The organism is Flagellimonas zhangzhouensis (assembly GCF_900102925.1).
Classification (GTDB): Bacteria; Bacteroidota; Bacteroidia; order Flavobacteriales; family Flavobacteriaceae; genus Flagellimonas; species Flagellimonas zhangzhouensis.
This window is the reverse complement of sequence record NZ_FNKI01000003.1, coordinates 104,838-126,333: the sequence shown is the minus strand read 5'-3', so window position 1 is coordinate 126,333 and position 21,496 is coordinate 104,838. Positions and strand designations below refer to the sequence as shown.

General features: G+C 40.1%; 17 protein-coding genes. 9 read left to right on the top strand and 8 right to left on the bottom strand.

The genetic code is table 11. From position 1 onward, the window contains the following. Positions 1-6 precede the first annotated feature (6 nt). The 5 genes from kdsB to BLQ18_RS17035 all read left to right on the top strand — a co-directional run bounded on the left by kdsB (position 7) and on the right by BLQ18_RS17035 (position 3,377). Complete coding sequence (gene kdsB / locus BLQ18_RS14085; RefSeq protein ID WP_175443776.1) at positions 7-720, top strand: 3-deoxy-manno-octulosonate cytidylyltransferase; 714 nt, start codon at positions 7-9, stop codon at positions 718-720. Continuing rightward, entirely contained in the window at positions 711-1,415 is a 705-nt protein-coding gene (locus tag BLQ18_RS14080) for an HAD family hydrolase (RefSeq protein ID WP_090297939.1), read from the top strand. The genes kdsB and BLQ18_RS14080 overlap by 10 nt, the downstream gene beginning before the upstream one ends. A gap of 44 nt (positions 1,416-1,459) precedes the next feature. Next, positions 1,460-2,542 carry an iron-containing alcohol dehydrogenase family protein gene (locus BLQ18_RS14075; RefSeq protein WP_245668137.1) on the top strand — a complete coding sequence of 361 codons (1,083 nt, stop codon included), beginning with the start codon at positions 1,460-1,462 and terminating at the stop codon, positions 2,540-2,542. A 36-nt stretch (positions 2,543-2,578) separates the two neighbouring features. Next, positions 2,579-3,118 (top strand): 1-acyl-sn-glycerol-3-phosphate acyltransferase, encoded by a 540-nt coding sequence (locus tag BLQ18_RS14070; RefSeq protein ID WP_090297933.1) that lies wholly within the window; start codon positions 2,579-2,581, stop codon positions 3,116-3,118. 88 nt (positions 3,119-3,206) lie between these two features. Further along, complete coding sequence (locus tag BLQ18_RS17035) at positions 3,207-3,377, top strand: hypothetical protein (RefSeq protein WP_175443775.1); 171 nt, start codon at positions 3,207-3,209, stop codon at positions 3,375-3,377. 145 nt (positions 3,378-3,522) lie between these two features. Here BLQ18_RS17035 and BLQ18_RS14065 read toward each other — a convergent pair whose 3' ends face one another. Beyond that, positions 3,523-4,464, bottom strand: a complete 942-nt coding sequence (locus BLQ18_RS14065; RefSeq protein ID WP_090297930.1) for a helix-turn-helix domain-containing protein — start codon at positions 4,462-4,464, stop codon at positions 3,523-3,525. Positions 4,465-4,795: 331 nt separating this feature from the next. Between BLQ18_RS14065 and BLQ18_RS14060 the strand changes: the two genes are divergently transcribed. The 3 genes from BLQ18_RS14060 (at position 4,796) to BLQ18_RS14050 (ending at position 9,621) form a co-directional block, all read left to right on the top strand. Continuing rightward, entirely contained in the window at positions 4,796-5,800 is a 1,005-nt protein-coding gene (locus BLQ18_RS14060; protein ID WP_090297927.1) for an amidohydrolase family protein, read from the top strand. A gap of 28 nt (positions 5,801-5,828) precedes the next feature. After that, on the top strand, positions 5,829-7,358 hold the full coding sequence (locus BLQ18_RS14055) for a carboxylesterase/lipase family protein (RefSeq protein ID WP_090297924.1): 1,530 nt from the start codon (positions 5,829-5,831) through the stop codon (positions 7,356-7,358). A gap of 142 nt (positions 7,359-7,500) precedes the next feature. Beyond that, positions 7,501-9,621 carry a M28 family peptidase gene (locus BLQ18_RS14050; protein ID WP_090298227.1) on the top strand — a complete coding sequence of 707 codons (2,121 nt, stop codon included), beginning with the start codon at positions 7,501-7,503 and terminating at the stop codon, positions 9,619-9,621. Between the two features lie 66 nt (positions 9,622-9,687). Here BLQ18_RS14050 and BLQ18_RS14045 read toward each other — a convergent pair whose 3' ends face one another. The 4 genes from BLQ18_RS14045 to gcvT all read right to left on the bottom strand — a co-directional run bounded on the left by BLQ18_RS14045 (position 9,688) and on the right by gcvT (position 15,040). Further along, positions 9,688-10,398: a YebC/PmpR family DNA-binding transcriptional regulator gene (locus BLQ18_RS14045; RefSeq protein ID WP_090297921.1), complete on the bottom strand. Its 711-nt coding sequence runs from the start codon at positions 10,396-10,398 to the stop codon at positions 9,688-9,690. 122 nt (positions 10,399-10,520) lie between these two features. Beyond that, positions 10,521-12,974 (bottom strand): zinc-dependent metalloprotease, encoded by a 2,454-nt coding sequence (locus BLQ18_RS14040; RefSeq protein ID WP_090297917.1) that lies wholly within the window; start codon positions 12,972-12,974, stop codon positions 10,521-10,523. A gap of 151 nt (positions 12,975-13,125) precedes the next feature. Beyond that, complete coding sequence (locus BLQ18_RS14035) at positions 13,126-13,944, bottom strand: sugar nucleotide-binding protein (RefSeq protein WP_090297914.1); 819 nt, start codon at positions 13,942-13,944, stop codon at positions 13,126-13,128. A gap of 7 nt (positions 13,945-13,951) precedes the next feature. After that, positions 13,952-15,040 carry a glycine cleavage system aminomethyltransferase GcvT gene (gcvT, locus tag BLQ18_RS14030; protein WP_090297911.1) on the bottom strand — a complete coding sequence of 363 codons (1,089 nt, stop codon included), beginning with the start codon at positions 15,038-15,040 and terminating at the stop codon, positions 13,952-13,954. A gap of 139 nt (positions 15,041-15,179) precedes the next feature. On the opposite strand from gcvT, the gene BLQ18_RS14025 reads away from it, so the two are divergent. Next, entirely contained in the window at positions 15,180-16,796 is a 1,617-nt protein-coding gene (locus BLQ18_RS14025) for an aminopeptidase P family protein (RefSeq protein WP_090297908.1), read from the top strand. Here the strand turns inward: BLQ18_RS14025 and thrC are convergent. The 3 genes from thrC to thrA are packed head-to-tail and all read right to left on the bottom strand — an operon-like array spanning position 16,793 to position 21,462. Next, a complete protein-coding gene (gene thrC / locus BLQ18_RS14020; RefSeq protein WP_090297905.1) occupies positions 16,793-18,088 on the bottom strand; it encodes a threonine synthase in 1,296 nt (431 codons plus the stop codon). The genes BLQ18_RS14025 and thrC overlap by 4 nt on opposite strands. 2 nt (positions 18,089-18,090) lie before the next feature. Then, positions 18,091-19,014 (bottom strand): homoserine kinase, encoded by a 924-nt coding sequence (locus BLQ18_RS14015; protein ID WP_090297902.1) that lies wholly within the window; start codon positions 19,012-19,014, stop codon positions 18,091-18,093. 3 nt (positions 19,015-19,017) lie between these two features. Beyond that, the gene (gene thrA / locus BLQ18_RS14010) at positions 19,018-21,462 is read right to left on the bottom strand and encodes a bifunctional aspartate kinase/homoserine dehydrogenase I (RefSeq protein ID WP_090297899.1); all 2,445 of its coding nucleotides are present in this window, start codon (positions 21,460-21,462) and stop codon (positions 19,018-19,020) included. Positions 21,463-21,496: the final 34 nt, after the last annotated feature.

Here is a 21,496-nt window from a genome sequence, read left to right as displayed (position 1 = left end):
ATTTCCATGATTCCGGCTCGATACCAAGCCTCTAGATTTCCTGCAAAACTCATGCAAGATTTAGGAGGTAAACCGGTAATTGTTAGAACCTACGAAGCAGCCGTTAATACAGGATTGTTTGATGAAGTATATGTGGTGACCGATAGTCCAATTATTTCAGATGTGATTTCTGAGATTAATGGGAAGGTGATCATGAGCAAGAACAAACATGAAAGCGGAAGTGATCGTATTGCCGAAGCCGTGGAAGATATGGAGGTGGACATTGTGATCAATGTGCAGGGCGATGAACCCTTTATTGATTCCGAAAGCCTTCAAAAGATTATTAAGGTTTTCAAAGAAGATTCAGAAAAGGAAATCGATTTGGCATCTTTGATGACCCCCATTACGGATTGGGATGAAATTTCAAACCCAAACACGGTAAAGGTGATAGTCGACAACCAAAATTTTGCCTTGTATTTTTCTCGGTCCCCGATACCATATCCCCGAGATAAAGAAGTTGAGGCTACTTATTACAAACACAAAGGAATTTACGCTTTTAGAAAAAGAGCGCTGATGGATTTTCAGCGATTGCCTATGTTAACCTTGGAAGCTAAGGAGAAAATTGAAGCGATTCGGTTTTTGGAATACGGAAAGAAAATTAAAATGGTGGAAACCCATGTAACTGGAATCGAAATTGACACACCAGAAGATTTAGATCGCGCAAGAAAGGTATGGAAGTAGATTTTTCGAACATAAAGGTAATTGGCTTTGATGCCGACGATACCCTTTGGGTAAACGAAACCTATTTTCGGGATACAGAGGAAAAATTCGCCGAACTTTTGGATGCATACGAGACCAAAAATAAGATAGATCAAGAGCTGTTTAAAATGGAAATGGCTAACCTCGATATTTATGGCTATGGCATCAAAGGTTTTATGCTTTCCATGATCGAATCGGCACTAGATCTTTCCAATAACCAAGTTTCGCAAAATACCATTTCCGAAATTTTGAATCTTGGTAAAAAGATGATTTCACATCCCGTGGAGTTGTTGGACGGCGTTGAAGAGGTGCTTTCTAATTTAATGGGAAAATACCGCTTGATCGTGCTCACCAAAGGAGATTTGTTGGATCAAGAACGAAAACTGGAAAAATCAGGACTTTCCCAATACTTTCATCATGTTGAAGTATTGAGTGATAAAAAGGAAAGCAACTACAGCAATTTGCTGGAGCATTTGGATATTGACGTAAACGAGTTTTTAATGATAGGCAATTCACTAAAATCGGATGTGTTGCCCATCCTAAATATAGGAGCCCAAGCGGTACATGTGCCTTTTCATACAACTTGGGCACATGAAATGGTTGCAGAAGATGAAATGGTGAACAATCATTTAAAACTCAACAGCCTTAAAGACATTTTGAAGTATTTGGACAACTAATGAAGCTAGATAGTAATTTGAAGAATAATAGCATAACCCAAGATATGAAGACCCAATTTCGAAATTTCCCAATGGTACCCAGAGTTATTTTTGGGTCGGGATGTTTTTCCCAATTGGGAGATATATTGTTGCCCAAACGAAAAAGCTCGGAGGCGCCATTTATCTTTTTAGTGGACGATTTTTTCGAAAATGAGGAATTTGTATCCAAGGTGCCTACCATGTTCAATGACGAGATTATTTTTATCTCTGCAGATGAAGAACCCAAAACTGCGCAAGTGGATGCCTTGGTGGCACAGATACGGGAAAAATATAGTGAACTCCCATCTGGAGTTATTGGAATAGGAGGGGGAACCCTTTTGGATTTGGCCAAGGCCGTTTCCATTTTGCTCAACAATAAAGGCTTGGCAAAAGAGTACCAAGGATGGGATTTGGTGGGAAAACCTGCCCTTTACCACGTTGGGGTGCCTACTATTAGTGGAACAGGTGCCGAGGTATCAAGAACTACGGTGTTGTTGGGACCAGAGAAAAAGTTGGGCATTAATTCCGATTATACCACTTTTGACCAAGTGCTCTTAGATCCTGATTTTACCAAAACTGTTCCCAAAGATCAATGGTTTTACACGGGCATGGATTGTTTTATTCATTGCGTGGAGTCTTTGACAGGAACTTACCTAAATGCCTTTAGCCAGAGTTACGGAGAAAAATCCATGGAACTATGCAAGGAGGTTTTTCTTGGTGATATTTCTGAAAGTGATTCTAGGGATAAATTGATGATGGCCTCTTGGCACGGGGGAATGAGCATCGCCTATTCCCAAGTGGGGATTGCCCATGCCATGAGTTACGGACTTTCCTACCAGCTGGGAATAAAACACGGCATTGGAAATTGTTTAGTTTTTCAGTATTTGGAAGAATTTTATCCAGAGGGAGTTGCGCTCTTCAACCAAATGATGGAGAAGCATGACATTCAATTGCCAAAAGGAATTTGTGCCAACCTTACCCAAGACGATTTTGATATAATGATTGGTGTTTCCCTCAGTTTGGAACCCCTTTGGGAAAATGCATTGGGGAAAGATTGGAAAGAGACCATTACTCCAGAAAAACTTCAGGAGATGTTCCAGAAAATATAAGATAATACATCCCTTTGGGGTGGCTACAGCACAAAAATGCAACGAATTGCCAGATTCATTTATTTCAAATTATTGGGATGGAAGCTCAATGGCGACTTTCCTAATTTGGATAAATGTGTTGTTATTGTGGTGCCACACACCCATTGGCTGGACTTTTTTCTTGGTCTGTTAATTCGAAAAGTCATTAAGGAAGAAATCAATTATATCGGTAAAAAGAGTTTGTTTAAACCACCATTCGGATGGTTTTTTCGATGGACAGGTGGTGCTCCCGTAGATCGCAGTAAAAACTCAAATACCGTAGATGCCATAGTTCAGATTTTTAACGAAAGAAAGGTGTTTCGGTTTGCTTTGGCACCAGAGGGCACCCGTAAAAAAGTAGACAAATTAAGAACGGGCTTTTATCATATTGCCCAAAAAGCAAACGTCCCTATTGTGATGGTAGCTTTTGATTTTGGCAAAAAGGAAATCAAAATTGGAAAACCCTTCTTTACTTCGGATGACCCAGCCAATGATTTTGAAAAAATTCATGAGTTCTATAAGGGTGTAAAAGGTAAAATTCCAGAATATAGTTTTTAAACTTCCCAATAGGAGAAAAAATAAGGGGTGCAACTGCCATTGCACCCCTTTTGGCGATTATGAAAAAAAATCAACACACACTAAAATTATGATAGAGCAATTTTCCGTTCAAGGAACGGAACTCTGCAATTTTGATATCGATAATGGTTTGAAAATTGAGGTCTCAAGACACTTGAAGCAAGGGTATTCTGGTATTCATTTTGAAGAAGGGAAAACAACTTTAATTTTGTTGCAATCTACTATTATTGCCCAAGGATAATTGTGCCTTATTTGGCATTTTCAATCTGGGAGATTAAGGCTTTACTTTTTTCAGGGAGTTAAATTCAGTTTTTGAAAAAATTTTGGTCGAAGAAATAGAAAACCAAAAATTTCAATAAACAATCAAAAAATAGGTTGGGAGATACCTAGGCCGCCCTGTAGGAAAGTGGGGTGATTCCGTATTTTTTCTTAAACGCTCGTGAGAACGAACTTGGGTTATCATATCCAGCTTCAATAAGAATCTGAGAAATGGGTAAGTTAGTGTGTTGAATTAAATCTTTGGCGAGGGATAAGCGCTCCTGAACCACAAATTGCATGGGAGTAAGTTTAAAAGCTCCTTTAAAACTGCGAATATAATGGTAGGGCGACATGGATGCTTCAGTACTTATTTCTTCCAATGAAAGCTTTTGATCCAAGTGTGATAGGATATAATCTTTGGATCTTAATAACCGTCTATAATGCTCAATTTTTGTGGATTCCTTTTTAATGGAGAGTTGCAACAATTTTTTTTCAGTGGTCAACAGATGTCGCAATGCTTTCTCCATAATGGTAAATCGCATTTCTTCATAAAACAACTCGTCCTTAACATTCATTTGAATCGCTTCTGCAAGATCGTGCATCGCAATCGACATTTCCTTGCTCATGTCGTAAGTGCTGTCGAACAATTTAATGTCCCAAATAGATGCTGTGGAAGGTATTCCGTCTAGCATATCATCAAAAGAACTGGAAAAACTATTGATTATGGCATGAAGATCTTCTTGACCATAGGACACAATGACTGCTTCGGTAGGATAGGGAGATTCTATTTTTGTGGAAAATGCTTGTTCATTTTCAAAAACCACGAACTTATGTTTACTTAACAAAAGATCTCGATTGTCCACGTAATAATGTTGATATCCATTTAGAACTCCTCGAATAGAAATACGGGATTTATGCTCTTCCGATACCAGTTGATTGGTCTTGATGTAGAAAACATTTCCAAAGATCTTATCATTGGTATGTCCATGCCTAGAACAAAAATTGTTGCTTTCAAAAGGAGTTTGCAATGCACTACAATAGGAGCAATATGATTCTTTAATTACTTTCATTGTTCAAATGGCCATTTCTATTGACCATTATAAAACGAAAACCCAAAAAGCCAGTCTTTATTGGTTCTCCGCATTTAGTTATTGAGTTTGTTGGACAACCAAATTAATAAATCCATGAATCTGTAAAATGGCAAGAGGTAGGTTTTTTGAATTTTTAATATTTATACTTTGATTAATCCCAATTTATCAATGATTATGTTAAGCCATTGCAATGTCGTCAACCCTTGGGAAACTGCTGAATACCTGATGATTCCCGCCGCTTAACATAATTGTTGATTTTGTTTTGAATAAAACCGTTAAATTGAATTCTTATTACTAAACAAACTTTTTTATGAAACTATCTATCAACCAAGTTGTAAAACAATCCTTGGCATTTGTCCTATTGTCTGGATGCTTGGTCTTTACAACAAATGCACAAGAAACCAAAAAAAGAAAACCCATTATAGATGTACACGTACATGCCATGGGAGGTAACCCAAATGGATCTCCAATGTGTCCGTGGTTCTTAAAAGATATGCCTGGAGGAGACCCCAACCAGGATCCACCAGTATTTATGAACACCGATTGTATAAATCCTTTACAACCTGCTAGGAGCGATGCCGAAATGGATGCCGCCATTCTTAGGGCCAATGAAGAATTAAATATCACCATGGTGGTGAGTGGAGATGCGAAGGTGATCCATAGATGGCACAAAGCGGCTCCAGATAAGATTATCCCATCCTTGGGCATCAGTAATGCCGACCAAATGACCGTAGAGCAATTTCGCGATTCACTTTCCACTGGTTTTTACAAAGTAATGGGAGAAGTGGCTCCACAATACCAAGGAATGTCACCTAGCGATATGTCGCTGGACGAGTACTTTGGTGTAGCTGAAGAATTGGGAATTCCAGTAGGGATTCACATGGGAACTGGTGGTAACGGAACCATCAATATTACCAGACCTGCTTATAGAGCGTCGTTGGGACAGCCATTCTTGTTGGAAGATATGTTGGCAAGACACCCTAAATTGAAAATTTGGGTAATGCATGCAGGTTATCCCATGGCCGACCAAATGATTGCATTAATGGGTGCCAATGCATATGTTTATGTGGATTTGGCTGGATTTATCTGGTCCTATCCTTTGGAAGAAATTCACGATTACCTTAAAAGATTGGTACAGGCAGGATTCGGAAAACGAATTTTATATGGAACCGATTTTATGATGTGGCCAGAATTGTTTGAAACCTCTATTCAAGTTATTGAAAGTGCAAACTACCTTTCCGAAGAGCAAAAAAGAGATATTTTCTTTAACAACGCAGTTCGATTCTTCAATTTAGATGCCTCCAAATTTGAATAGAGAGAAGATAATTTAAAGGAAATTCAATATGCGCAAAGTAAAATTGGTTAATGGGCTATTATTGGTGATAGCCCTATTTCCACTATCAATTTTGGCTCAAAATATTGTAAGCACCCAAGATGGAAAAGTAAAAGGGTATGAAAACAAGGATGTCCGAATTTTTAAAGGAATACCTTTTGCACAACCTCCCATTGGTGATTTAAGGTGGAAAGCTCCGCAACCTGCAGAGTCTTGGACGGGTGTTAAAGATTGTTTTGAATTTGGACCAAGCCCTATCCAAAATACTCCTCAGCCATTTTTCTCTTGGACGGAAGAATTTATTGCAAAGCCTGAACCTTTGAGTGAGGATTGCCTCTACTTGAATGTTTGGACGCCAGCGAAAAGCAAAAATGAAAAACTGCCTGTTTTTGTATGGATTTATGGCGGTGGTTTTAGCAGTGGGTCAGCCAATTGTGATATTTACGATGGGCAGGATATGGCCGAACAAGGAGTGGTGTTTGTCAGTTTCAACTATAGAGTCGGCGTTTTTGGCTTTATGGCCCATCCCGAGTTGAGTGAAGAATCTGGATACAATGCCTCTGGAAATTATGGTTTAATGGATCAATTGCAGGCACTAAAATGGGTCAAAAATAATATTGAAGCATTTGGTGGTGATCCAAATAACGTTACCATTGCAGGACAATCAGCAGGCTCTTTTAGTGTAAATGCGCAAATTGCCTCTCCCTTAGCCAATGGATTTTTCCATAAGGCCATCGCGCAAAGTGGAGGCATTTTATCTGGACGTTTGATGCAAAATCTTGAGGATGCGGAACAGCAAGGAGAAACGTTTATGCAATTGGCAGGAGCCCAAAATTTAGCAGAATTGAGAGATATGTCAGCTGACAGTATTTTGAAATTGGGCAATCAACCTACTGCAGGACGTTTTGGGGTAGTTTCAGACGGATACTTTTTACCAGACGATATCGCTGCACATTTTGAAAGTGGACAACAAAATCAAGTTCCCATTTTGACAGGATGGGTTACGGGCGACGGTAATTTTTTAACACCACCAAATGTAACACAAGAAAGTTTTAACCAATTGGGTCGGGATAGGTTTGCCAACCGTTTTGATGCCTTTCAAACCCTTTTTAAAGTGAACAATAATGAAGAAGCACAAAAGGAGCAGGAGAAGTTAGCGCTTTTAGATTTTGCAGGAGTTCCAGCACATAAATTAGCACAATTCAATTCAAAAAAAACTTGGATCTATGAGTTTCAGCACGTGCCAACAGACAAGCCCGATTTTCCCAATTATGGCGCATTTCATACTTCAGAGGTTCCTTTTGCCTTGCATACATTAGATCAATGGAAGCGGCCTTGGAAACCTGAAGAGCGAGTTTTTGAAGACCAAATGTCTAGCTATTGGGTCAATTTTGCCAAATCGGGTAACCCAAATGGAAAAGGTTTGCCCAATTGGAAACCATACGATGTTGAAGATGGTGAAATTTTGTTGTTGGAGGTTGAATCCATTAAAATGGAAACCAAATATTCTGATGAAATAAAATTTTTGTCCCAGAAATAAATTCGGATTATAATTTCAAACAATATTGATGACTTCAAGGGCAGGTGTAAAACTTGCCCTTGTTTATTTTAAGATGGGGCTTTCTCCTTTAATTCTAAACCTTATTACCGTTATATTTGAGGAACCAAAACTAACTCAAATTATGAAGCTTGAAAATTCAAGAAAGAATTGCTTTCGGATATTGGCCTTTGCAGGGTTGATATCAACCTCAATTGTATCTGCCCAGGAATGGAAAGGATATAGCTCTGCTTCAAAAGCAGAACAGGAAACTCTGGAATCCACCTTCCTAAAAACCGTTGATTTTCCAAAATTCAAGGAGCACCTTAAAACGTTGACTGCAAAACCACACGTTTCTGGAACCAAAGCCAATGAAGAAGTGGCTGACTATATGGTTTCCGTTATGGAAAATGCAGGAATGAAAGTGGAAAAATATCCCTATGATATTTACATGACATCCACGGGTGGTTCCTCAGTGGTGGAATTGGTAACGCCGCACCGTATGCCATTGAACCAAAGAGAAGATATTTTAAAGGAAGATAGATTTTCATCCGACCCAACTCTGGAAAAAGGGTGGAACGCTTATTCAGGTAGTGGAGATGTGACTTCAACGGTGGTGTATGCCAATTACGGAACCAAAGAAGATTTCGAAAAATTGGTGGAAATGGGAGTGGACATCAAAGGAAAAATCGTCATTGCCCGTTATGGTAAAAACTTTAGAGGTTTCAAAGCGAAGTTCGCCGAACAATTTGGCGCTGCTGGACTTATAATTTATACCGATCCTGCTGATAGTGGTTACACCAAAGGTTTGGTATACCCAGAAGGACATAACTTTAATGAAAGTGCCATTCAGCGTGGCTCTATTTTAACCACGGATTACGAGGGTGATCCCTTAACACCTTTTGAGCCATCGCTACCTTTGGATGGAAAGAAAAAAATCAAGCGCTTGGACCCATCCGAAACCACTTTGCATACCATTCCTGTTTTGCCATTATCTTATGGATCGGCAAAGGAGATTATTGGAAAAATGAAAGGTGCTGTTGTTCCTAGCGGATGGCAAGGAGGCCTTCCTTACACTTACCGATTGGATGGTGGTGATGAGTTGACCGTTCGTTTAAAAGTGGATCAACCCAAAGAATTTGTTCGTATCAATAATGTGGTGGGAACTTTTAAAGGAACAACCTATCCAGATGAGTGGATCATTTTGGGTTGTCATTATGATGCTTGGGCCTTTGGTGCAACCGACCCGAATAGTGGAACTGCTATGTTGTTGTCATTAAGTGAAACCATTGGAAAATTGGTAAAAAGTGGAAATGGGCCTAAAAGATCTATACTTATTGCCCATTGGGATGCTGAGGAGCATGGCGTGATCGGTTCTTCGGAATGGGTGGAGCAAAAGCGCGATGAACTCGATGCCAAAGCAGTGGCCTATTTAAATTTTGATGGAGGAGTTTCTGGTAAAAACTTTGGTGCTTCTTCGGCTCCAAGTTTGAAAAACTTGGTGACAGAAATGGCACAAAAAGTGGACTATCCTTACACCGAAAAAACCCTTTATGACCAATGGAGAGGGAATAAAGAAGAGCCAAGCATAGGAAACTTAGGAGGTGGTTCTGACCATATTGCTTTTTATATGCACGTAGGAGTTCCATCGTTAAGCGGGGGAGCAGGTGGCCCAACCTTGTACCACACCAACTACGATAGCTTTAATTTTTATGAAAAGTTCGTGGATCCAGAATTTCAAATGGGAGGAACCATTGAACAGTGGACTGGTTTAATGACCTTGAGAATGGCCAATGCAGAAGTGATTCCTTACGATGTGGAACGCTATGCGACTGATTTAAAGGGTCACTTTGCCAATGCGGTTGAAAAAATCAAAAAGTATGATGAAGGCTTTGGTGGATTTGACAAAGTGGAGCAATCCATTGCTGTTTTGGAAAAAAATGCAGAGGGATTGACCAGTGCAATTAAAACTGCTTTGGCCAGTGGTAAATTATCCAAAAAGGAAATCAAAGATGTCAACAAACAATTGTTGGCTTTGGAAAAGAGCTTTATTGATGAAAAAGGAATGTATTTTGGTTCATGGTACAAATCATTGTACGCATCTACCGATCCTTTTAGTGGATATGCTTCATGGATTCTTCCTGGATTGGAATACGAAATTTCCTCTAGCTCAACAGAACGATTGGAAGAGTGGGATGAAAGATACTCGGCTGCCATTGCAGATTTGGCAGACAAAATGCTAAAGTTGACACAAAGTATTTCTTAAGAAAGATTTAGATAAAAAAAGGGGCAAGATTTAATCTTGCCCCTTTTTTATTTTGGTCTCTTTAGATTATTCTTGCATGCTGTGGAAAACGTTCTGAACGTCATCGTCTTCTTCAATTTTTTCCAAAAGCTTTTCTACATCGGCAGTCTCTTCTTCATTGAGCTCTTTGGTCACCTGTGGAATTCGATCGAAGCCAGATGAGATGATTTCAATTTCTCTGGATTCCAACTCTTTCTGAAGCGCCCCAAAATTCTCAAATGGTGCATAAATATGGATTCCGTCTTCATCCACAAAAACTTCTTCAGCACCAAAGTCTATCAATTCCAGTTCCAATTCTTCTGGGTCTAGACCTTCAGCATTTATGGTAAAGTTACAGGTATGGTCAAACATGAATTCAACCGAACCTGATGTACCCAAACTACCGTTACATTTATTAAAATAACTTCTAATGTTGGCTACCGTACGGGTATTGTTGTCCGTGGCGGTTTCAATTAAAATGGCAATGCCGTGTGGTGCATAGCCTTCAAAAAGTACTTCTTTATAATCACCTTGACTTTTATCGGAGGCTCTTTTAATGGCTCTCTCGATGTTGTCTTTTGGCATGTTCACCGATTTGGCATTCTGAATTACAGCACGCAGCTTGGAATTGGCATCGGGGTCAGGGCCACCCTCCTTAACTGCCATTACAATATCTTTTCCAATTCTAGTAAACGCTTTGGACATTGCGGCCCAACGTTTCATTTTTCGTGCTTTTCTAAATTCAAATGCTCTTCCCATTTCAAGTATTAAATTATGGCTGATGGCAAATTTAGCAAAAAAAGCACCCTAGTCAAGCCCAATTATAAATGGCTATTTATTTATTCAAAAATTGGATTGTCGACTAAGCCAAAAACAAAAGTTTATTCATCCAGCGCACTGTCAATTTTAGCGATGGTGTTTTCATAATGATATTTGGTCATAGCATTGATGTTACCATTTTTGGCCCTTTTCAATGTACTTTGTAATGCTTTTAATTCGCCGTATGCCAATGCTTTTACATCAGAGGTTTCTACATTGTAGCTAGCAGAATGTTCATCCAAAAGCAGTTCCGTCAATCGTTCCAAATAGGTGTTTTGAAGGTTTCTTCGGTACAGGTCCACGCTTTTATTTTGATAGGCCTCCTTCCAAATGCCTTTTCGTAAATCGCTCAACATTTGATAGGCGCCATATTGTTCGCCATCCAAAGTTTCCGTATTGATTAATCTACCTAAGGTTTCAATACCCATCAATTGGTTTAGTTGTCGAGATTGCACCCTTCTTAAGTTTTCAAAATAGCTCGAATGATCAATATTCTGTAAAACTGAGGTATCAATTAACCATTTAGGTGTGTCGAAAACGTTTTTCTGCAGCCAGACCATGGATTCTTGTTGTTCTTTTGCGCTAATGGGGGCATAAACCGACCCCTTTTGAGAAGGCGTTTTTATAGTTTCAAAAACACCACCAATATTTCTGGCAACATGTCCAACATACCTGTTATAAACTCCAATCAATTCCCCATATAACTCATCTAGGTCGTCATAGTTATTGGTTTTGTCAGAAGTCCAAGAAGGCAGGTTCGGAAGCACATATTTTAAATTTGAAATGCCATAGGTGCTTGCTTTTATAGTGTCGTCGCCAATACATTCTGTTTGGGACTGCGGGTCAAAACGATTGGATTGCTTTCCGTACCTAAATTTGGGGTCATTTCCTTTTTCTAAAACCCAAGTATCTAGAACACCTTTTTCTTGTGTAGGATCTGTAACATTGGGTAACCAACGATACCCCCAGTTTACTGCATAATGATCATAGGGGCCCATCTGGCGCACAAAACGGATATTCTCATCACCAGGTTGGGCAACATAATTGTAACGCGCATAATCCATAATGCTGGCAGCAATGCCATTTTTTTGCGTGAATTCACCATTTCTCAAAGAATCTACCGGGTAGGCATAACTGGCGGCCATATTATGGGGAAATCCAAGGGCGTGGCCTACTTCATGGGCAATGACCATACGCATCATTTCGCCCATTTCTTCCTCAGGTGTGTCCAAGGTGCGAGCGGACGGATTGGCAGCACCTGTTTCTAAAAGGTATCTGTTGCGATAACTGCGTAGATGGTTATGATACCAAATAATATCACTTTCTATGATTTCACCGCTTCGTGGATCGGATACGCTTGGTCCAACTGCATTCCGTGTGGTACTTGCCACATATCGAACAACAGAATATCTTATATCTTCAGGACTAAACTCTGGATCCTCCTCGGGTGTTGGAGCATCTTTTGCAATGATGGCATTTTTAAACCCTGCTGTTTCAAAAGGTTTTTGCCAATCTTCTATACCTTGTTTAATATATTTTCTGAGATTCTCAGGAGTACCTGGATCTAAATAGTAAACAATCGGTTTTATGGGTTCAACCAATTCGCCCCTGGCATAGGCCTCTGCATCTTTGGGCTCCATGCGCCATCTTCGGATGTATTGCTTTTCATCCGCTTTAAGTTCTGGACTTCCATAATCAATTTGGGACACGGTGAAGAAACCAACCCTTGGGTCATTTAATCTTGGGGTCATTGGATTTTCAGGTAGAAGAATCATTGACTGATTCATTTGTAGGCTTATGGTTCCTGTAGCTGCAAAAGAGGGTGGTTCAGAAGCATCATAGGTCAAATCTTGTTTCACTTCAACATTTTCTGGAAAACTTTTGATGGAATTGATGAAACTGCGGGATTGATCCAACTTTTTCACCTTATAGCGTTTTCTTAGCCATGAGGACATGCCGCTGATGGCCACAACATCTGTGGTAAAAAGTGGGTCCACCTGAATTACGGCAGCGGTCGAATCTGGACTGAATGCCTTAATTTCGAAAGCAAAAAGGATGGGTTCAAAATTGTTGACTTTTACGGATTTGCTAATGGCTTTAGAGCTATCCGCGATATTGCTGTAAGATTTAACCCTTAATAAGATTTTATTCTTGTAGCGTTGCCATTCCACGACCTGTTCATTGCTTTTTGAACCAGCATTTACATAGCCACCTCCTAAATTATTAGGCAACTGGGAAATTCGACTTACCCAAAGCATTTCCTTCTCTAGCATTTTAAAAGGAATTTCATAATAATGGTCATCGCCTACTAAATGCACTTTGAAAAGTCCGTCATCAGTCTTGGAGCCCTCCTTAATTACATCACTATACTTTTTAATGCCGTTTTTGTCGGGTTTAGGCTTTGTATCAGAAACTTCACTTTTCGATTTGTTCTTTTTTTTGCTAAAAAGCTGTGCATGTGAGTGGTGAAATGATAAAAATGAAAAGATTACTAAAGGGAGTGTTTTTTTGAGCATAATGGTCAGTTTTTTAATTTGGGAAAGAAAAATAGGAAAAGTATTGGTAATAAATTTCTTATAAATAAAAATAATAGGTAATCTGTGGTTTAATGCAAAGTAAGAATCTCGATTTACGCCTCAAAATAGGTTTATAGAGAACTCGGATAATCTAGACAGGCAAATGGTGCTCAATAATTTCCTGACAGCTGAAATGAAGATTTTTCGGCAAGATGTTATGCTTGGGCAAGGCGGCCAAATAACGGTCTTCGTTAGTAGTGTATACTCTTTTATAAATGGGATTAAAGCTTCCCATACGATCAATGATCTCTTTGATAAATTCCTCGTGATGGATTAAATCGCTACTTCCTAAATGGAAAATTCCTGTTTTATTGCGATTGATAAGGTAGTGGATTTGTTGGGTCAATCGATCGTCATTGGTTACGTTGATGATGAGGTTCGGGAATATTTCAACAGGTTCGTTGTTTTCAATATTTTCTTTGATTTCACGAACTCTTGGTGATGCATTTCCAAAAACCATGGGCACCCTTAGAATGGCTGTTTTTTCCTTGGGCAAGCGCATCATCATATTCTCAATCTTAATTTTGAGTCGACCATAAACACTCAACGACAAGGTTTTATCGTATTCGTAGGATGGAAATTGACTGTACGCATCAAACACATTGGCCGAGGAGATAAAGTACAGTTTGGTTTCCGTCTTCATCAAGTATTCCATCAAGTGTTGATGGGCCTGAATCTGCGCAGGAAAATTGCCACGGAGCGAAGAAACAATAATATCGGGTCGCACCTTTTCCAGAACTTGAAAAATATCGTCCTCCTCAACATCATACCGCAAAAATTGCTGGTTATTGGCAAAAGAACGGTTGGAATAATAGGTGCCATAAGTATCAAAATAGGAGCATAGTTCTTTGTATATGGCATGGCCAACAAATCCACTAGCTCCTAATATCAATATCTTTTTTTTATCCAAAGGCTATCTAGCTGTTTTTATAAAATGGGAGTTTAACCACGGTTGCGGGAACCTTATTGATTCGTATCTGAATGAAAATAGGGGTGTCCACTTTGGAAAACTCGGTGGTCACATAACCCAAACCAATTCCTTTGGAAAGGGATGGAGACATAGTACCCGAGGTCACTTTTCCAATTTCGTTGCCATCCGCATCCACAATGGAATAGCCATGTCTTGGAATACCACGTTCCTCCAATTGGAATGCTACCAACTTTCTTTTTGGCCCCTCTTCTTTTTCTTTGGCGAGGGCTTCACTGTTTACAAAATCCTTGGTGAATTTGGTGATCCAGCCCAAACCTGCTTCAAAAGGGGAAGTGGTATCGTCAATATCATTTCCGTAGAGGCAATACCCCATTTCCAAACGCAGGGTATCACGGGCGGCCAATCCAATCGGCTTGATGCCGAATTCGGCACCAGCTTCAAAAACTTTGTCCCAAACTTGTTGTACTTCTGAGTTCTTGCAATAGATTTCAAATCCACCAGAACCTGTATATCCTGTTGCGGAAATAATCACGTAGTCGATTCCTGCAAAATCAGCTACAACAAAGTTGTAGAATTTAATCTCAGCAAGGTTAACGGAAGTCAAAGATTGCATAGCTTCCACAGCTTTCGGTCCTTGAATGGCCAAAAGGGAATAATCATCCGAAATATTGCGCATTTCTGCTCCAATAGCCTCGTTGTATTTGGAAATATGGTTCCAATCCTTTTCAATATTGGAGGCATTTACCACCAATAAATAGGTTTCCTCCTTTATTTGGTACACAATTAGGTCATCCACAATACCACCTGTTTCATTGGGCATGCAGCTGTATTGTGCCTTTCCAATTTCAAGTTTGGCGGCATCATTGGAAGTCACTTTTTGAATCAAAGCCAAGGAATTCGGGCCCTCTATCAAAAATTCACCCATGTGGGACACATCAAATACACCAACACCATTACGAACTGTTTCATGCTCTGCATTAACGCCTTCATAAGAAACAGGCATATTGTAACCTGCAAAAGGCACCATTTTGGCTCCTAATGCTTCGTGGGTCGGGGTAAGTGCGGTATTTTTCATTCGTTTCAATATTTGCGGTGGCTAATTTATAGAATTAATTGAGGATACCCTTGTTTTAGCCTCTTATCATTTCTATAAAATTGAATTAATTATCGTTTAATTCATTTTCATTTTTTGTATTTTGACCCAAACTATTGATATGCGCCGAATTATACTAAGCTTGCTATTGACCGCCCTTAATTATGGCCTGGTCATTTCCCAAAATACCCCGACCGATTATTTACCTGCCGATTTCCATAAAGCACGAAGAGATGCCGTTCGTGAAAAGTTGCCGCCCAACACTGCTGTGGTGCTTTTTGCCAATGCCGAACGTAATCGTGCCAATGATGTGGATTACCTTTATCACCAAGACCCGAATTTTTATTATTTAACAGGGTACAAAGAGCCTAATGCGGTTTTGGTTATTTTTTCTGAGAAACAAACTGATGCTTCTGGAAAAACTTTTGATGAAATTTTCTATGTGCAGGAAAGAGACCCAAGAGCGGAACAGTGGACTGGAAAAAGATTGGGTGTTGAAGGGGTTAAAGGGAAGCTTGGCTTTGATATGGTTTTTAATGGAAGCGAGTTTGAAAATTTCCCATTGAACTTTACCTCTTTTGATAATGTTTCATTCGTGGATTTCCAGAATGATTACCGCGATAAATCGGGAACAGCTGATTTGCTTGATTTGATAAAGACTTTCAAGATAAAAGCGAACTATCCTGCGGATTACAATCCTATTAGAAATCAATTGTACAAAAGAATTGCTGTGGCAACTGCCGATAACAGTGATGATATAGTTAAAGCTATTGAGCGTTCCCAAAACAGATATCCAGAATTAAAGGATGATGAATTGTTGAATGATTTTGTGGATGCCAACAATGATGAAATCCGTGATGACATCAAAAATAAAGTTTTGGTGGTGCAGCGTTCGTCCAATTTGGACTCTAGTATTTTGCCCAAAGTAATGGCAGAATTACGTCAGGATAAAACTCCCGAAGAAATCAAACTTTTGAAGAAAGCAGTTGAAATTTCATGCGTGGGTCAAATCGAAGTGATGAAAGCGATGCACACCAATATGTCCGAAACTGAAATTCAGGGCGTACACGAATATGTTTACAAAATTTATGGTGCCGAGTATGAGGGGTACCCATCCATCGTAGGAGGTGGAAACAATGGTTGTATCCTGCATTATGTGGAGAACAACAAAACGCAAGTTGGGGACGATTTGGTGCTGATGGATTTAGGTGCAGAATATCACGGATACACTGCTGATGTGACTCGTACCATTCCAGCAAACGGAAAATTCTCTCCCGAGCAAAAAGAGATTTACGATATTGTGTATGATGCCCAAGAAGCTGGAATCAAGGCCAGCGTAGTGGGAGCATCTTTCCGTGACCCTCACAATGCGGCATTGGAAGTGGTTTCCAAAAGATTATTGGAATTGGGTATCATCAAAGACCCTAAGGAGGCCAGAACCTATTTTCCACATGGTACTTCCCATTATTTAGGGTTGGATGTGCACGATGCAGGTACCTATCAAAATTTTAAAGCCAATCAGGTAATCACCGTAGAGCCTGGAATTTATATTCCAGAGGGTAGCGATTGTGACAAAAAATGGTGGGGTATAGCCGTCCGTATTGAGGATGATATCCTTATTACCGAAAATGGTCCTGTAAACTTATCTGGCATGGCTCCAAGGTCTGCCGAAGCGATTGAAGCCATGATGAAACAACCCAGTCCATTGGATGCATTTAAATTGCCAACGCTGGATTAATTTTCGAGTAGGTATTGTTTTAATTCCTCGTAGGTAGCAATTTGGTGTGATTTTTTTTCTTTGTCCATTACCTTTAATATTTGCGCTGGAATTTCTGGGCTTACATCTAAAGTATCTTCCACCACATCCAAGAATTTTACGGGATGCGCAGTTTCCAAGAAAATACCAAAGGTATCTGGATTCGATTTTTGATATTCTTTGAGTCCGAGATATCCAACGGCTCCGTGAGGATCCATTACATAACCTGTTTTGGCATATACCTCTTTCATGATGGCTCTGGTTGCTTCATCTGAAAAAGAATAGGAGGAAAGGTGCTCTCGAAGTCGCTCCAAATTATCTTGGTGCAAATGGCGAATTCGAACAAAATTACTTGGGTCACCCACGTCCATAGCATTGGAAATGGTTGCTTTGGATGGCACAGGTTCGTAAACGCCTTTTTCCATGAATTTCGGGACCACATCGTTCACATTGGTGGATGCCACAAAATGCTTTACGGGCATACCCAATTTTTGGGCTACCATTCCAGCACAGATGTTTCCAAAATTTCCAGACGGTACAGAGAAAACAATCTCTTTCCCTTTTGATTTAGCTTGTTGGTAGGCAAACAAAAAGTAGAACAATTGCGGCAGCCATCGAGCCACATTGATACTGTTTGCAGAGGTCAATTTTTTATGGTCCGTAATGCTGGAATCCAAAAAAGCGGTTTTTACCATGCGCTGGCAATCGTCAAAGGTACCAGCAACTTCCATAGCTTCAATATTTTGTCCGAGCGTGGTCAACTGTTTTTCTTGGATCTCGCTCACCTTGCCGCTAGGGTAGAGGATAACCACTTTAACGCCATCAACTCCTAAAAAGCCATTGGCAACGGCACCTCCAGTATCTCCAGAAGTAGCCACCAGAACAGTTACATCTTGTTTTTCTCCCTGTGAAAAATAACCTAAGCAGTTTGCCATAAATCGAGCGCCCACATCTTTAAAGGCCATAGTCGGACCGTGAAAAAGTTCCAAGGTGCCTACATTTTTTTCAATTTCCACAACAGGAAATTGAAAATCCAAGGTATTGGCAATAATGTCCTTTAAGGCTTCATCTGGAATGTCATCACTTACAAATTGATGAATGGCCTTGAATGCAATTTCATGATGGGATAACTCATCTATGTTTTCAAAGAAATCGGCAGGAAGTGGAGTAATTTCTTCAGGAAAATAAAGTCCTTTGTCAGGTGCGATTCCGGCAATGACTGCTTCTTTGAATGAAGCTTGTATATTTTGGTTATTTAAACTGTAGAATTTCATGGTTAAGCAATTTTCTTTACGCCTTGGCTATTGACTTTGGAAATGTGGATATCGAAATCCACCCCGATATTTTGATAGGTTTCTTTCATGCACTCTGCCACTTTTTTGGCTGTTTCTTCCCCTTTGCTCAAGGCAAAAATGGAGGGTCCAGAACCTGAAATGCCACTTCCGAGTGCACCTGCTTTTAGTGCATTTGCCTTGATGTCATCAAAAGCTGGAATTAGGATGGAACGGATGGGTTCCACAATATGGTCCTCCAAGGAACGTCCAATAAGTTCGTAGTCATTTTTGAAAAGTCCAGCAACCAAACCACCTAGATTGCCCCATTGTTGAATCCCTTGTTTCATGGAAATGGTGGTTTTCAAAATTTTACGGGAATCAGAGGTTTTAATTTCTATTTGAGGGTGAATAACCGTTGCGTACAATTCAGAGGGTGTTGGAATGGGAATAATATCGAGTGGCTCGTAACTTCTCACTAAAGTGAACCCGCCATAAATGGCAGGGGCTACATTATCGGCATGGGCCACATCACTGGCTAATTTTTCGCCTTGCATGGCAAATTGCACCAATTCCAGATTGGAAAAGGGATTGCCCAACAATTCGTTCATGGCCCAAACAGCTCCCGTGGAACTTGCGGCACTGCTTCCAATACCACTACCTGGTTTTATCAATTTGTTGATTTCAATTTCGAAACCACCTTCGTAATCACTTTTTTCTAAAAGGGCCAAACCTGCCACGCCAGCTACATTATTTTCCGTTTCCAAGGGTAGGTCCTGTCCGATGATTTTAATGATTCGAATACCTTTTTCCAAAGTCTTGCGAACGGTCATTTCATCACCAACCGAGTCCAAGGCCAAGCCAAGCACATCAAATCCGCAAGAGACATTGGCAATAGTCGCGGGGCAAAATACTTTGATTTCTTCCATGGCTTAAAAATTTCCGATTCGAACAATATCCGCAAAGATACCCGAAGCAGTTACATCTGCACCTGCGCCAGCGCCTTTTATAATCAACGGTTGGTTTACATATCGGTCTGTGAAAAACAATACGATGTTGTCGCTGCCCTCCAAATTGTAAAAATCGTGTCCTTTTGGAATTTGCTGAAGACCTACTTTGGCTTTTCCGTCTTCAAACTGGGCCACATATTTGAGTTTACAATCCTTATCAGCAGCATCTTTGTACATTTTTTGGAAGTCCGCTTCGTATTTTTTCAATGATTCGAAAAAGGCTTCGTTGGAGTTGGTTTCCAAGCTTTCTTCGGGTAGGAACGGTTCATTTTCAATATCCTCAATATCCAATTGGTGTCCACTTTCCCTTGCCAAAATGAGAATCTTTCGCATTACGTCAACCCCACTCAAATCAATGGTCGGGTCGGGTTCAGTGTAGCCTTGTTCCTGAGCTTGTTTCACTACATCGTGAAAAGTCACGGAGTCATTAAAAGTGTTGAACACAAAGTTGAGACTACCAGAAAGGACGGCCTGTATTTTTCTAATTTTATCGCCTGAAGCAATCAAGTGCTTTAAGGTGTCGATAATGGGCAATCCAGCGCCCACATTGGTTTCAAACAAGAAAGGTGAGTTATATTGTTTGGCCAAATGCTTCAAATTTTTGTAATGTTCAAAATCTGAAGAGCAGGCAATTTTATTGCAGGTCACCACCGAAATACTATTTTTTAGGTAGTCAGGGTAACTCTCCGAAACCTCGGCACTGGCCGTATTGTCCACAAAAATGCTGTTGCGGTAGTTTAAAGATTTGATGCGCTCGAAAAAGGCCTTTTTGTCGGCAGCTTCACCATTGCCCAAAATAGATTCCCATTCTTTTAATGAGATGCCATTTTCATCAAAGGCCATTTTTCTGGAATTACTGATTCCGACGACCCGAACATTGAGCTTAAGCTCATCCTTTAAATATTTCTTCTGCTGGCGGATTTGGTCCAAGAATTTGGAGCCTACGTTACCAACACCCATCACGAAGAGGTTCAATTGCTTGATGTTCTCCTCAAAGAAAGTTTCATGTAATGAGTTGAGCGCTTTTTTGACGTCATCTTTTTTGATGACAGCGGAAATATTTCGCTCCGAAGCACCTTGGGCAATAGCACGAATGTTCACGTTGTTTTTTCCAAGGGTACTGAACATTTTACCACTCAAACCTTGGTGACTTTTCATATTATCGCCGACCAAAGCCACAATGGTCAAATCTTTTTCAAGGATAACTGGTTTTATCTTTTTTGTCGAAATCTCGTATTCAAAAGTTTCGTTCACAGCTTCGGCAGCCAAATCCACGTCTTCATCGGCAATACCCACACAGATGGAATGTTCGGAGGATGCTTGGGTGATCAAAACAATACTGATATTCTTTACTGAAAGCGTTTCAAAAAAACGTTTGGAGATGCCTGGGATTCCGATCATACCAGGACCTTCCAAAGAAAGTAAGCTGATATTCCCAACATGACTGATGCCGCGGACAGTTTTACCATTACCATTATTGTTTTTGGCAATCAAAGTGCCTGGACTTTCTGGGTCGAATGTATTTTTAATGGCAATTGGGATTTCTTTTCCCAAAACAGGTTGAATGGTTGGTGGATACAACACCTTTGCGCCAAAGTGGGAAAGCTCCATGGCTTCCTCGTAACTGATATTGGCCACACATTTGGCTTGCTTTACCAATTTTGGATTGGCCGTGTACATCCCGCTTACATCAGTCCAAATTTCCAAAATGTCGGCATTTACCGCACCAGCAATAATGGCAGCGGTATAGTCGGAACCACCTCTACCTAAAGTAGTGGAGTTTCCAGTGCTGCTAGATGCTACAAATCCAGGAAGTATGGTTATTTGGTTTGAGTTATTGGCAAAATAAGCTTCGCAAAGGGTATTGGTCTTTTTGAAGTCTACATTGGCTTTTCCAAAATTATTATCGGTTACGATCAGTTCCCGACTATCCTTGAAAGCAACATCCAATCCCTCGGCTTTCAAAAACTCACTGATGATATAAGAGGATAACAATTCCCCGTAGCTCACTATTTTGTCGGAAAGTTTAGGAGTAAGTTCCCCAATTAAAAAAGCGCCTTCCAATAAAGTTTCCAAAGTGTTTAATTCGCTCTTGATTTTGCTCAGCACACCACTTTGTGAAGTAACGGGAATCAATTCCTTAATGGTGGAGATGTGTCTGTCTTCAATTTCTGCCAGACTGTTTTTAAAGTTTAAATCTTGCTGGGACGCCAATTTTGAGGCGGAAAGCAAAAGGTCTGTAACTCCTCCAAAAGCGGAAACCACTACTGCGATTTTTTCATTCGCTTGATTGCCAAGAATGGATTTGACCTTATTTATATTTTCTGGATTGGCTACGGAAGTGCCTCCAAATTTTAAGACTTTCATGATGAAATGTTATTGTAAGATGTAGTAATAAAAT

Coding starts and splice junctions, on each gene's coding strand:
- kdsB (WP_175443776.1), top strand. CDS start 7: ATGATTCCGGCTCGATACCAAGCCTCTAGATTTCCTGCAAAACTCATG.
- BLQ18_RS14080 (WP_090297939.1), top strand. CDS start 711: ATGGAAGTAGATTTTTCGAACATAAAGGTAATTGGCTTTGATGCCGAC.
- BLQ18_RS14075 (WP_245668137.1), top strand. CDS start 1,460: ATGAAGACCCAATTTCGAAATTTCCCAATGGTACCCAGAGTTATTTTT.
- BLQ18_RS14070 (WP_090297933.1), top strand. CDS start 2,579: ATGCAACGAATTGCCAGATTCATTTATTTCAAATTATTGGGATGGAAG.
- BLQ18_RS17035 (WP_175443775.1), top strand. CDS start 3,207: ATGATAGAGCAATTTTCCGTTCAAGGAACGGAACTCTGCAATTTTGAT.
- BLQ18_RS14065 (WP_090297930.1), bottom strand. CDS start 4,464: ATGAAAGTAATTAAAGAATCATATTGCTCCTATTGTAGTGCATTGCAA.
- BLQ18_RS14060 (WP_090297927.1), top strand. CDS start 4,796: ATGAAACTATCTATCAACCAAGTTGTAAAACAATCCTTGGCATTTGTC.
- BLQ18_RS14055 (WP_090297924.1), top strand. CDS start 5,829: ATGCGCAAAGTAAAATTGGTTAATGGGCTATTATTGGTGATAGCCCTA.
- BLQ18_RS14050 (WP_090298227.1), top strand. CDS start 7,501: ATGAAGCTTGAAAATTCAAGAAAGAATTGCTTTCGGATATTGGCCTTT.
- BLQ18_RS14045 (WP_090297921.1), bottom strand. CDS start 10,398: ATGGGAAGAGCATTTGAATTTAGAAAAGCACGAAAAATGAAACGTTGG.
- BLQ18_RS14040 (WP_090297917.1), bottom strand. CDS start 12,974: ATGCTCAAAAAAACACTCCCTTTAGTAATCTTTTCATTTTTATCATTT.
- gcvT (WP_090297911.1), bottom strand. CDS start 15,040: ATGAAAAATACCGCACTTACCCCGACCCACGAAGCATTAGGAGCCAAA.
- BLQ18_RS14025 (WP_090297908.1), top strand. CDS start 15,180: ATGCGCCGAATTATACTAAGCTTGCTATTGACCGCCCTTAATTATGGC.
- thrC (WP_090297905.1), bottom strand. CDS start 18,088: ATGAAATTCTACAGTTTAAATAACCAAAATATACAAGCTTCATTCAAA.
- BLQ18_RS14015 (WP_090297902.1), bottom strand. CDS start 19,014: ATGGAAGAAATCAAAGTATTTTGCCCCGCGACTATTGCCAATGTCTCT.
- thrA (WP_090297899.1), bottom strand. CDS start 21,462: ATGAAAGTCTTAAAATTTGGAGGCACTTCCGTAGCCAATCCAGAAAAT.